We start from the raw sequence: 11831 nt of genomic DNA, 5'->3' as shown, positions 1-11831 counted from the left end.
GCCGCCTGCTCCGTTTGTGGTCGGCCGCGCCCCTTACCCGGAAATTAGCCGCCGTGGCCATGCTGGTCGCGGCGGTTTTCGTTTTATGGCCGCATGAGGCGGGGCAGTGGCGGGTCGCCGCCGTCGCCGACGGCGATACCCTGCGCCTGCTGTCTCCAGCGGGAGAGACGGTGCGCGCGCGGCTGCAGTTTGTCGACGCGCCGGAGCTTGCGCAGGCGGGCGGCCCGGCCGCCCGCGACGTGCTGTTGCGGCTGGTCCGAAGCGGGGCGATCGTCTGGCGCAAGGCGTCGACCGACGCTTACGGGCGCGAACTAGGGTCGCTGGAAGTGGCGGGCGAAGACGTCGCGCTGGCACTGCTCGGCGAGGGCTGGGCGTGGCATTACCGGCGCTATGCGCAGGCGGAGCAGCCGGCGGCCGACTACCGGCGTTACCGGCAGGCTGAGGTGGCCGCTAGGCAGGCACGGCGAGGGCTGTGGGTAGATCCGGCGGCCGAGCCGCCCTGGCGCTGGCGCCAGCGTCACCGTGACCGGCGGCCGTAGCGGGAAGGGTTACCTCGAGCCAGTTGAAGATGCGCTGGCAGGCGGCCTCCCAGCCCGCGTCCAGCATCAGCATGTGTCCGGCACCGGGCAGTATTTCCGCCGTGCCGCCGAGTGCCCGTGCGGTGTCGGCGATGTCCTGTGGCGCGACGATGCGGTCGAGCCCGCCGCCGAGCACCAGCGTGGGCGGCGGTGCGCTGCAGGTGTCCGGCCACTGCAGCCACGGCGCCCAGCACTGCATGTCGATGATGGCGCGGGTGCTTTCGTGCTGCGCGCGCTCGGCCATCAGCCGCATGTCCTCGACCGCCGTGTCCGGCGAAAACAGCAGTTCGCGCAGCGACGCCTCGGCATCGGCATCGGTGCGCCCCGCCGAACCCTGGAAGCGGTTAAGCGCGGCGAGCAGCGCCGGCGCCTCCGAGGCCAGGCGCAGCGTCGATCCGGCCAGCCCGGCAGGCGGTACCGGCGCGAGCAGCGCAAGGCCGGGCAGCGCATGGCGGCGGATCAGCTGCTGCGCGACGTAGCCGCCCATCGAGTGCGCGATAAGGACCGGCAACGCGGGCAGGCGTGGCAGCGTGGCTGCGACGTCCGCCATGTAGTCGTCGATGCTTGCCGCGTCCAGCCAGTCGCGCCCCTCGCTTGCGCCGTGGCCGGACAGGCTCAGCGCGTAGCAGTCGAAACCGTGCGCGGCGAACCACGGCATGAAGTGGCGCTGCCAGCACCACGCCGCGCAAAACGCGCCATGCACGAAAAGGAGCGGCTGCGGCCGGGCAGTGCCGGCTGCAGCCTGTTGCACGAGTTCGAGCTTGCGCGTCACAGGGCGTCCGCCGCGAAGTCGGCGAGGCGCGAGCGCTCGCCGCGTTGCAGGGTGATGTGGCCGCCGTGCGCCCAGCCCTTGAAGCGGTCGACCACGTAGGTGAGTCCCGAGCTGCCTTCGCTCAGATACGGCGTGTCGATCTGCGCGATATTGCCCAGGCACACCACCTTGGTGCCGGGGCCGGCGCGGGTGATCAGCGTCTTCATCTGCTTGGGCGTGAGGTTCTGCGCCTCGTCGATGATCAGGAACTTGTCCTGGAAGGTGCGCCCGCGCATGAAGTTCAGGCTCTTCACGCGGATGCGCGAGCGCAGGAAGTCGCCGGTTGCCGCGCGCCCCCAGTCGCCGCCGTCGTCCTCGCTCTTGCCCAGCACCTCGAGGTTGTCCTCGAGCGCGCCCATCCACGGCGCCATCTTCTCTTCCTCGGTGCCCGGCAAGAAGCCGATGTCCTCGCCGACCGGGATGGTCACCCGGGTCATGATGATCTCGTTGTAGCGCTTGCTCTCCAGTACCTGCGAGAGGCCGGCCGCCAGCGTCAGCAGCGTCTTGCCGGTGCCGGCCTGGCCCAATAGCGACACGAAGTCGACCTCGGGGTCGAGCAGCAGGTTCAGCGCGAAATTCTGCTCGCGGTTGCGCGCGGTGATGCCGAACACGTTGTTCTTGGCGTGGCCGTAGTCCTTCAGCGTCTGCAAGGTCGCCTGCCGGCCCTGCTGGGCGACGACCCTGACCGTCAGCGGGCTGGCGCCTTCCTGCCACAACAGCTGGTTGAGATAAAGCGCGGGGACGTCCGGCCCCTCGATGCGGTAGTGGTTGCGGCCGTGCTCGGCCCACGACTCGATCTCGCGGCCGTTGCGCTCCCAGAACGCCTCGTCCAGCTCGCGCGCGCCCGAGTACAGCAGGTCGGTGTCCTCGAGCACCTTGTCGTTGAAGTAGTCTTCGGCGTCGAGCCCGAGCGCGCGCGCCTTGATGCGCATATTGATGTCTTTGGACACCAGGATCACGCCGCGATCGGGGTGCAGTTCCTTGAGCGCCATCACGATGCCGAGGATCTGGTTGTCGGCCTTGCCCACCGGCATCGAGCCGGGCAGCACGCTGTGGATCGCCTGCGTCTGCAGGATCAGCCGGCCGCTCGCCTGCTCGTGGCTGGCCGGAGCGAGCGGGATGCCGGATTCGATGCGGGCGGGGGAAGACTTGAGGATCTCGTCGATGAAGCGGCTGGTCTGGCGGGCGTTGCGCGCGACCTCGGACATGCCGGTCTTGTGCATGTCCAGCTCTTCGAGCGTGATGATGGGGATGAAGACGTCGTGCTCGGCGAAGTGGAACAGACAGGTCGGGTCGTGCAGCAGCACGTTGGTGTCGAGGACGAACAACTTGTCGGGACGGGACTTCTTGCGCGTGGCCATGAGACTTTCCCCTCGGTTGGCGGCGCCGCGGGCGCGGCGCCCGGTTTCTTGCGTTTACAGCGACTGCAGGTAGGCAAGCACCTCCTGGGCGTGGCCGTCGACCTTCACCTTGCGCCAGGCGCGCAGCACTCGGCCGTTCTCCCCGATGACAAAGGTGCTGCGCTCGATGCCGCGCACCTGTTTGCCGTACATGTTCTTCTGGCGGATCACGTCGAAGGCCTGGCAGGCGACTTCGTCCGGGTCGGACGCAAGCTCGAAGGGCAGGGTGAACTTCGCCTTGAAATTCTCGTGCGACTTGAGGCTGTCGCGCGAGAGGCCGACCACGGTCGCGCCGGCGCCAGAGAAGGCGGCAAAGAGGTCGCGGAAGGCGGCCGCCTCGTTGCTGCAGCCTGGCGTGTTGTCTTTCGGGTAGAAGTAGAGCACCAGCGGCTTCGCCGCGGTCGCCGGGTTGAAGGTGGTGCCGGAGGTGGCGGCCAGCTCGAAATCGGGGCAGGTGCCGCCCTCCGCGAGCGGTGCGCCTGCGATGACTTCAGCCTGTTTTACGTTTTCCATTGATGACATTGTATATACCCGTTGCTTTCAAGCATAGTCGGTGGAAGGGGGCGCCGCGCGGCGCAACAGCACCAGCAAGGCGCCCTGGCCGCCGGAGGCGGCCGGTGCCGGGGTGAACGCGAGCACATGCGGATGGCAGGCGAGCCAGCGGCGCACCATGCGCGGCAGCACCGGTTCGCCGCGCGAGCCGTAGCCCATGCCGTGCACGACGCGCACGCAGGCGCCGCGGCTGCGCGCGCGGTGCAGGAACAGCGCGAGCGCGCCGTGCGCCGCATAACGGTCCATGCCGTGCAGGTCCAGCGTCGCGACGACCGGGAAGTGGCCGGCGACAAGTCGTTTGAGGGTGGCACGCGCGACGCCCGAGGCGAGGTGGGTGTCCGGCTCGTCGCCGCGGTCTAACCAGCCGCTCATCTGCTGGACGATCGCCGCGTCGGGCAGGGCGCCGCTGCTCGGCTCTGTCCCCGCGCGGCGCGGCCAGTGCGGCGGCGCCGGGCGTGCCGGGTAGGCGCGCTGGCTGTCCTTGAGCGGGCGCACGTCGGCGTGGAGCGCGGCAAAGTCGGGCTCCGGCACGGGGGCGGGCGCCGACGGCAAAACAGCCGGAGCTTTGGGCTCCAGCTGTTTTTTCAGCGCCTTCAGTTGTGCGCGGTGCGCTTTCACTTCAGGGCGTCAAGGTAGCGCTCGGCGTCGAGCGCGGCCTGGCAGCCGGAGGCCGCGCTGGTGACCGCCTGGCGGTAGATATGGTCCTGCACGTCGCCGGCGGCGAACACGCCTTCGATGCTGGTCGCCGTCGCGTTGCCGTCGCGGCCGCCGCGGGTGATCAGGTAGCCGGTCGCGTCCATCTCGAGCTGGCCCTTGAAGATGTCGGTGTTCGGCTTGTGGCCGATCGCGATGAACACGCCCATCAGCGCGATCTCTTCCAGGGTGCCGTCGTTGAAGCGCAGGCGCGCGCCGGTCACGCCGGAGGCGTCGCCGAGCACTTCGTCGAGCTGGGCGTCGAGTTTCAGCGTGATCTTGCCTTCGGCGACGCGTGCCATCAGCTTGTCGACCATGATCTTCTCGGCGCGGAAGGTGTCGCGGCGGTGGATCAGCGTGACGTGGCGGGCGATATTGGCCAGGTACAGCGCCTCTTCGACCGCGGTATTGCCGCCGCCGACCACGGCGACGTCCTGGCCGCGGTAGAAGAAGCCGTCGCAGGTCGCGCAGGCGGACACGCCCTTGCCCATGAAGGCTTCTTCGGACGGCAGGCCAAGGTACTGGGCGGACGCGCCGGTGGCGACGATCAGCGCGTCGCAGCTATAGGTGCCCATGTCGCCGATCAGGCGGAACGGTTTCTGGCCCAGCTCTACGCGGTGGATCTGGTCGAACAGCATTTCGGTGCCGAAGCGCTCGGCGTGCTGCAAGAAGCGCTGCATCAGCTCGGGTCCCATCACGCCGTCGGCGTCGGCCGGCCAGTTGTCGACCTCGGTCGTCGTCATCAGCTGGCCGCCCTGTGCCATGCCGGTGATCAGCACCGGCTTGAGGTTGGCGCGCGCGGCGTAGACGGCGGCGGTGTAGCCGGCCGGGCCGGAACCGAGGATCAGCAACGGGCTGTGGCGGGTTTCGCTCATGGTGCAAAGTCCTGTCTGACGTGGGATGTCGCCGATTCTACCAGTTCGCGCCCTGCTCGGTGTTTAAACGCCGCAATCGGACGATAGGATCTGGCTATGCTGTGAAACTGATGACTGGCGGATTGCTTGACGCAGGTCACATGAAAGCCATCCAATCAAAATTAGTATATGCACATGTTTTGTCGATTAGGCCAAGCGCCTTACTAGGAGCCACAAGCATGCCACGCAATCTGTTCAAGTTGTCCGCCTTCGCCCTCGCGCTGGGTTTCTCCGCCGTCGCGCAGGCCGCGCCGCACGGTGAGGTAGCCGCGCGCGAGATGGTCCACGTCGCGACCGCGTTCAAGGGCCGCATGGCCGGCACCGCGCAGGAGAAGGCCGTCGCCGACTATCTGGCCGGCAAGTTCCGCGCGATGGGCTATCAGGTGGTCGAGCAGCCGTTCACTTCCTCGTTCGAATACGAGAAGGCCGACAAGCAGAAGGAAAAGCGCGAGGTGAAGTCGCTCAACGTGATCGCGACCAAGCCGGGCAAGGACGACAAGGTGGTGATCGTCGGCGCGCACTTCGACTCGCGCACGCCGAAGAAAGACGGCGACATCGGCAAGATCGGCGGTGCGGGCCTCGAGGGGCTGGACGACAACGCGTCCGGCGTCGGCATGCTGCTCGAACTGGCAGACCAGCTCAAATCCGTGAAGACCAAGCATACGATCAAGTTCGTCGGCTTCGGCGCCGAGGAGCTGGGCCTCTTGGGCGCCAAGGACTACGTCGCGCGCATGACCGACACCGAGCGCGGCAATCTGGTCGCGATGGTCAATATGGACAGCCTGATCACCGGCGACAAGATGTACTTCCACGCCGGCAAGAACACCGTCGCCAAGGACGCCAAGGCCGGCCACGCGCGCGACCGTGCGCTGGCAATCGCCAAGAAACTGGGGGTTCAGGCCAGCACCAACCCGGGCCTCAACAAGGAATACCCGAAGGGTACCGGCTGCTGCTCGGACCAGGAAGTATTCGACGAGGCCGGCGTGCCGGTGCTCGCGGTCGAGGCGACCAACTGGGAGATCGGCGACAAGGATGGCTATGAGCAGACCACCAACAAGGCGATCAAGGACGGCATGAGCTGGCACCGCCCGGACGTCGACAACGTCGCCAACCTCAAGCGCGTGTTCCCGAACCGTGTCGAACAGCGCGCGCGCGACTTCAGCCGCGTGCTGACCCCGCTGGTGATCGAGTTGGCCGGTGGCAAGGCCAAGTAAGCCGATACGGCGCAATGAAAAACGGCCCCGGAAGGGGCCGTTTTTCATTGCGCCGGCGTCAGTCTTTCAGCGTCAGCGCCATGATCTGGTCGGCCAGCTCGGCGACGCCCAGCGTGCCTGATCGGTTGTACCACTGTACCGTCCAGTGCAGGCTGCCCAGCAGCGTGCGCCTGAGCAGGCGGGTATTGGCCTTGACGAGGCCGGCGGCGGCCGCCTCGTCGAGCACCTGCTGCCACAGCGCCTCGTAGCGGTCGCGCAGCACGATGAGGCCGGGGCGGGACTCTGACGACACGCTGCGCCACTCGTAGAGCATCACCTCGAGCGCGGCCTGGTTCTCGCCGAGCAGCGAATTGAGGTGCACGTGAAAGAGCGCGCGCACCCGTTCGAGCGGTTTGTTTTCGCGTGCAAGTGCGGCGGCCAGCTGTTCGGTGGTGCGGGTGATGCCCAGCGCCATCACCGCGACCAGGATCTCCTCCTTGGTGCGGAAATGGTAGAACAGGCTGCCGGACTGCATGCCGGCGGCGGTGCCGATGTCGCGCACGGTGGTGCGCTCGTAGCCCTGGTCGCGGAACAGGCGGGCGGCGATGCGGACAAGTTCCATCCGCCGGGTGTTGTCTTCTGGCAGGGTCAGGCTCATGGTGCGGGCGTGGTGGTGGGCGGGTGGCGGGCGATCAGTTGCAAGGCGGCGTCCCATACCTGCTGGGGCATGAGCTTTTGCAGGCAGTCGGTGTGGCCCAGCGGGCAGTTGCGCTCGAAGCACGGGCTGCACTCGAGGTTCAGCGAGACGATGCGTGCCTTGTCGGTGAGCGGCGGGGTGAAGTCGGGGCTCGACGAGCCGTACAGGGCGACCAGCGGCTTGCCCAGGGCCGCTGCGACGTGCATCAGCCCCGAGTCGTTGCAGACGGCGAGGTCGATGCGCCCCATCAGGTCGATCGCGTCGGCCAGCGAGGTCGCGCCGCACAGGTTGTGCGCCGCGCCGCCCGACAGCGTGGCGATCTCCTCGCCGATTGCCGCGTCCTTGTCCGAGCCGAACAGCCAGGCCTGCCAGCCCGCGTCGGCAAACGCGCGCGCGAGCGCGGCAAAGTGCCGGGAGGGCCAGCGCTTGGCCGGGCCGTACTCGGCACCCGGGCACAGCGCGACGGCGGGCTTTTGCGCGTCAAGCCCCAGACGGGCGGCGACTTTGGCGCCGGCTTCACTGTTGGCGTGCAAGGCGGGGTAGGGAATGGGCGCGGCGGGTGCTGTGCCCGGCGCCTCGGCCAGCGCGCAGAAGCGCTCGACCATGCGCGGCAGCGCGTCCTCGTCCAGCTCGCGCATGTCGTTGATCAGGCCGTAGCGCATCTCGCCGGTGAAACCGGTGCGCTTGGGGATGCCGGCTAAGGCCGGGATCAGCGCGGCCTTGAGCGAGCCGGGCAACACCACCGCCTGGTCGAAGTCCTGTGCGGCGAGCTTGCGCGCGACGCGCCAGCGCTCGGCGAGCCTCAGGGCGCCGTGGCCGAAGGGGTTGAGGTGGGAGGCGGTCACCTCGGGCATGCGCTCGAGCAAGGGGCGCGTCCACGCCGGCGCGAATACATGCACTTCGGCGCCGGGGTTGCGCTCGATCAGGCGGCGGTACAGCGGTTGCGCCATCACGCCGTCGCCGACCCACGAGGGGCCGATCACCAGGATTTTCTTCATAGAGTGGTCAAGCAAAAAAGGTGCGGCAAGCGCACCTTCGCCAGCCGGTACGGGCCGCCTGTCAGTGGTGGTGGCCGACCGGGCCGGTCAGTTTGTAAAGGGTGCCGCAGTAAGGGCAGCGGGCCTCGCCGCCGAGTTTCACGATCGGCAGGAAGACGCGCGGGTGCGCGTTCCATTTGACCATGTCGGGCATCGGGCAGGCCAGCGGCAGGTCCTTGGCCGTCACTTCGATCACGCGTTGGGTGTTTTCGGTCAGTTCCATGATGGTTCTTTGTTGCGTTGGTTGTGGTTGTTCTGCCGCGCAAGGGGCCGAGTATAGCGCCGGCGGCCTCAGCCGACCAAGGTCAGCCAGTGCGCGTAGCGCGCGTCCTCGCCCTTGACGATCGCGAAGTAGCGGCGCTGGATCTCTGTGGTGACCGGGCCGCGGCTACCCGCGCCGATCACTCGGTTGTCCAGCTCGCGGATCGGCGTGATCTCGGCGGCGGTGCCGGTGAAGAACGCCTCGTCCGCGCTGTACACCTCGTCGCGGGTGATGCGTTTCTCGACCAGTTCGAGGCCCATTTCGGCGGCGATGGCCAGCACGGTGTCGCGGGTGATGCCCTCGAGCGCGGAGGTGAGGTCCGGCGTGTAGAGCTTGCCGCGGCGCACGAGGAAGACGTTCTCGCCCGAGCCTTCGGCGACGAAGCCGTCGACGTCCAGGAGCAGCGCCTCGTCGTAGCCGTCGCGCGTCGCCTCCTGGTTGGCGAGTATGGAATTCATGTAGTTGCCGTTGGCCTTCGCCTTGCACATGGTCACGTTGACATGGTGGCGGGCGAACGAGCTGGTCTTCACGCGGATGCCCGTCTCCAGGCCTTCCTCGCCAAGGTAGGCGCCCCACGGCCAGGCGGCGACGATCAGGTGCACGTCGTTTGCCGGCGGCGCGACGCCCAGCTTGCCCGAGCCGTAGAACGCCATCGGCCGGAAGTAGCAGGACTTGAGGCCGTTCTCGCGCACGACGGCCAGGTGCGCGTCGTTGATCGCGTCGCGGCCAAACGGGATGTCGATGCCGAGGATGTGCGCCGAGCGCAGCAGGCGGTCGGTGTGGTCGGCCAGGCGGAAGATCGCCGGCCCCTTGGCCGTCTCGTACGCGCGCACGCCCTCGAACACGCCCATGCCGTAGTGCAGCGTATGCGTGAGTACATGCGTGGTCGCCTCGCGCCACGGCACCAGTTTGCCGTCGTACCAGATCCAGCCGTCACGGTCAGCCATCGACATCGTCTTGCTCCTGAGGTGGGCGATATACCATGCGATTATACAGGCCGAATCAGGTTTGCGGCGCACCGGTCCCGGCAAACAGCGTGTCCCACAGCGCCGCGACCTGCCGGTAGTGCGCGCGCAGGGCGTCGTCGACCTCAACCGCGCGCACTTCGGCGAGGCGCGAGGCGTGCTGCAGGCGCCGGAAGTGGCGGTAGGCGGCCTGGGCGTCGGCGGCGAGCGTGGGGGCTATCAGCCCTGCCTGGGCCGCGACGGCCAGCAGCGCGATGGTGCCGGTGTTCGCGGTCAGCGCGGGGAGCTTGTGCGCGTGGGCGAGGATCAGGTACTGGACGATGAACTCGGCGTCGATGATGCCGCCCGTGGCGTTCTTCACGTCGCTGTCCACCGCCGGGTGGCTCTCGCGCATGCGCGCGCGCATCGCGACCACTTCGGCGGCCAGCGCTTCGGGCACGCGGCGCTGGCACAGCACCGCGCGGCGGATCGCCTCGAAACTTGCGCCGATGGTTTCGTCGCCGGCGACAAAGCGCGCGCGGGTCAGCGCCTGGTGCTCCCACACCCAGGCCTCGCTTTGCTGGTAATGCTCGAACGCGTCGACGGTGCTCACCAGCAGCCCGCTTTGTCCGTTCGGGCGCAGCCTCAGGTCGATGTCGTACAGGACGCCCGCGCTGGTGGTGCTGGTCAGCCAGGTGGTCATCTTGCGCGCGAGCCGCGCGTAGAGTTCCGGCGCGTCGGCGTGCACGTCGTCGTAGAGGAAGATCAGGTCGAGGTCAGACGCGTAGCCCAGTTCCTTGCCGCCGAGCTTGCCGTAGCCGACGATGGCGAAGCGCGGGGTGTCGGTGTGCCGGCTACGGATGTCCAGCCACGCGTACTTGAGTGTCGCGGCCAGGGTGACGTCGGCCAGGCGCGACAGTTCGTCCGACAGCGCTTCCAGCGTCCACATCCCGGCGATGTCCTGCGCGACCAGGCGGAACACCTGCGCGTGCTGGAAGTGGCGCAGCGTATCCATCTGCGCCTCGGCGTCGCCTGCGTTCTCCTGCATGCCGGCGTCGAGTTCATGCGCGAGCCTGTCCCAGTCGGGGCTCGCGTAGAGCACGCGCGCGTCGAGCAGCTCGTCAAGCAGGATGGGGTGGCGCATCAGGTAGCCCGACACCCAGCTGCTCGCCGAGCACAGCTGCGCGAGCCTTTGCAGCGTCTGGGGGTACTCGGTGAGCAGCGCGAGGTAGGACGCGCGCCGGCTGACCGCCTCCAGGAGCGCGAGGATGCGCGAGAGCGTCGCGTCCGGCTGCGCGAGGCCGCCGGCGACCTCGATCAGCGGCGGCAGCAGCGCGTCGAACTTGTGCTGGCTGGTGGCCGGTAGCTGGCGGTAGCGCTGGCTGCCGGCCAGGGCGGCGAGCTGGCGGGCGACGGCCGCGGCGTCCTCGTAGCCCAGGCGCGCAAGCGCAGGGGCTGGGTCGGTCTCGCCGTTTTCCCGGATGTCGCGCCACAGACCGGCAAGCGGGTGTGCGGGCGCGTTCTCGGTCGGCAGGAAGAACACCTGCTCGAAGTGGCGCGTCACGTGGCGGCGGTGCACGTTGAGCGCGGCCATGAAGGCGTCCCAGCCCTCCGCGCCCATGCTGTGCGCGATGGCGCGCCGTGCGTCTTCGGTCTCGGGCAGTGTTTGCGTCTGCGCGTCGTCAACATACTGCAGCCGGTGCTCGAGGCGGCGCAGGTAGTCGTAGGCGGCTTCGAGCTCGGACACCGCGTCGTCTTCCATCAGGTGCATCGCCTTGAGGGCGGCGAGCGTCTCGCGGGTGCCCTTGAGCTGCAGCCGCTTCTCGCGGCCGCCGCGGATCAGCTGGAACACCTGCGCGATGAACTCGACCTCGCGGATGCCGCCCGGCCCCAGCTTGATATTGGCCGCCATGTCGCGGCGGGCGACCTCGCGGCGGATCTGCGCGTGCAGTTCGCGCATCGCGCCGTACGCGCCGTAGTCGAGGTATTTGCGGTAAACGAAGGGGCGCACCAGCTCGGCGAGCCCCGCCGCGTCGCCGGTGACGGCGCGGCCCTTGATCCACGCGTAGCGCTCCCACTCGCGGCCCTGGGTGAGCAGGTAGTTTTCCAGCGCGGCAAAACTCATCACCAGCGGGCCCGAGTCGCCGTAGGGGCGCAGGCGCATGTCGACGCGGAATACCAGTCCGTCGGCGGTGGTCTCGCTGATGATGCGTATGATCTCCTTGCCCAGCCGCGTGAAGTACTCGTGGTTGGAGGTGACGCGCGCGCCGGTGGTCTCGCCGTCCTCGGGGTAGACGAAGATCAGGTCGATGTCGGACGAGACGTTCAGCTCGAAGCCGCCCAGCTTGCCCATCGTGACGACGATCAGCTGTTGCGCATCGCCACTGTCCTCGCCGGTCGGCGTGCCGTAGCGCGCCAGGGACGCGCGCGCGGCGGCCTCGGCGCGCACGATGGAAAAGTCGGCCAGCTGGCTGATGGTGGTCACCACCTCGTCCAGCGGGGCGAGGCCGGCGAGGTCGCGCGCGATCAGGCGCGCCATTACCGCCTGGCGCAGCCGGCGCAGCGCCCCGATCAGCGCGTCCGCACCATCCAGCGTGTCCCAGCTGGCGAAGGCGGCCATTTCTTCGGGCGTGAACGGCTGTTGCAGGTGAGCCTCGAGCTCGGCGAGGCGCTCGGGTCTAGCCTGAAAAAGTCGTTCCAGATAGAAGCTGAAGCGGCGGGCGCCGGCGATGGCCGTCTCTGGCATATAA

At 68.3% G+C, this 11831-nt stretch carries 12 protein-coding genes; 2 read left to right on the top strand and 10 right to left on the bottom strand.

Translation table 11 applies throughout. The features are described from left to right. The first annotated feature begins 59 nt into the window (after positions 1-59). Positions 60-539 carry a thermonuclease family protein gene (locus E5K04_RS01165; RefSeq protein ID WP_235844221.1) on the top strand — a complete coding sequence of 160 codons (480 nt, stop codon included), beginning with the start codon at positions 60-62 and terminating at the stop codon, positions 537-539. Here E5K04_RS01165 and E5K04_RS01160 read toward each other — a convergent pair. The 5 genes from E5K04_RS01160 to trxB all read right to left on the bottom strand — a co-directional run bounded on the left by E5K04_RS01160 (position 451) and on the right by trxB (position 4909). Beyond that, entirely contained in the window at positions 451-1350 is a 900-nt protein-coding gene (locus E5K04_RS01160; RefSeq protein WP_136551067.1) for an alpha/beta hydrolase, read from the bottom strand. The genes E5K04_RS01165 and E5K04_RS01160 overlap by 89 nt on opposite strands. After that, positions 1347-2750 (bottom strand): PhoH family protein, encoded by a 1404-nt coding sequence (locus E5K04_RS01155; protein ID WP_136551066.1) that lies wholly within the window; start codon positions 2748-2750, stop codon positions 1347-1349. Before E5K04_RS01155 ends, E5K04_RS01160 begins: the two co-directional genes overlap by 4 nt. Before the next feature lie 54 nt (positions 2751-2804). Then, positions 2805-3302 carry a peroxiredoxin gene (locus E5K04_RS01150; protein ID WP_136551065.1) on the bottom strand — a complete coding sequence of 166 codons (498 nt, stop codon included), beginning with the start codon at positions 3300-3302 and terminating at the stop codon, positions 2805-2807. 27 nt (positions 3303-3329) lie between these two features. Beyond that, positions 3330-3872 carry a Smr/MutS family protein gene (locus E5K04_RS01145; protein ID WP_235844204.1) on the bottom strand — a complete coding sequence of 181 codons (543 nt, stop codon included), beginning with the start codon at positions 3870-3872 and terminating at the stop codon, positions 3330-3332. A gap of 83 nt (positions 3873-3955) precedes the next feature. Further along, the gene (trxB, locus tag E5K04_RS01140; protein WP_136551063.1) at positions 3956-4909 is read right to left on the bottom strand and encodes a thioredoxin-disulfide reductase; all 954 of its coding nucleotides are present in this window, start codon (positions 4907-4909) and stop codon (positions 3956-3958) included. A 218-nt stretch (positions 4910-5127) separates the two neighbouring features. On the opposite strand from trxB, the gene E5K04_RS01135 reads away from it, so the two are divergent. Further along, complete coding sequence (locus E5K04_RS01135) at positions 5128-6162, top strand: aminopeptidase (protein ID WP_168929121.1); 1035 nt, start codon at positions 5128-5130, stop codon at positions 6160-6162. Between the two features lie 58 nt (positions 6163-6220). Here E5K04_RS01135 and E5K04_RS01130 read toward each other — a convergent pair whose 3' ends face one another. The 5 genes from E5K04_RS01130 to glnE all read right to left on the bottom strand — a co-directional run bounded on the left by E5K04_RS01130 (position 6221) and on the right by glnE (position 11827). Beyond that, complete coding sequence (locus tag E5K04_RS01130) at positions 6221-6799, bottom strand: TetR/AcrR family transcriptional regulator (RefSeq protein ID WP_136551061.1); 579 nt, start codon at positions 6797-6799, stop codon at positions 6221-6223. Next, positions 6796-7836: a lipopolysaccharide heptosyltransferase II gene (waaF, locus tag E5K04_RS01125; RefSeq protein ID WP_136551060.1), complete on the bottom strand. Its 1041-nt coding sequence runs from the start codon at positions 7834-7836 to the stop codon at positions 6796-6798. The genes E5K04_RS01130 and waaF overlap by 4 nt, the downstream gene beginning before the upstream one ends. 61 nt (positions 7837-7897) lie before the next feature. Beyond that, the gene (locus E5K04_RS01120; protein WP_203525638.1) at positions 7898-8098 is read right to left on the bottom strand and encodes a zinc-finger domain-containing protein; all 201 of its coding nucleotides are present in this window, start codon (positions 8096-8098) and stop codon (positions 7898-7900) included. 68 nt (positions 8099-8166) lie between these two features. Next, entirely contained in the window at positions 8167-9090 is a 924-nt protein-coding gene (locus tag E5K04_RS01115; RefSeq protein ID WP_136551058.1) for a branched-chain amino acid transaminase, read from the bottom strand. A 49-nt stretch (positions 9091-9139) separates the two neighbouring features. Then, on the bottom strand, positions 9140-11827 hold the full coding sequence (gene glnE / locus E5K04_RS01110; protein ID WP_136551057.1) for a bifunctional [glutamate--ammonia ligase]-adenylyl-L-tyrosine phosphorylase/[glutamate--ammonia-ligase] adenylyltransferase: 2688 nt from the start codon (positions 11825-11827) through the stop codon (positions 9140-9142). Between the last annotated feature and the right edge of the window lie 4 nt (positions 11828-11831).

The organism is Crenobacter intestini (assembly GCF_004919095.1).
Lineage (GTDB): Bacteria > Pseudomonadota > Gammaproteobacteria > Burkholderiales > Chromobacteriaceae > Craterilacuibacter > Craterilacuibacter intestini.
Note: the sequence above shows the minus strand (reverse complement) of the source record. Positions and strands in the feature narration are given on the sequence as shown.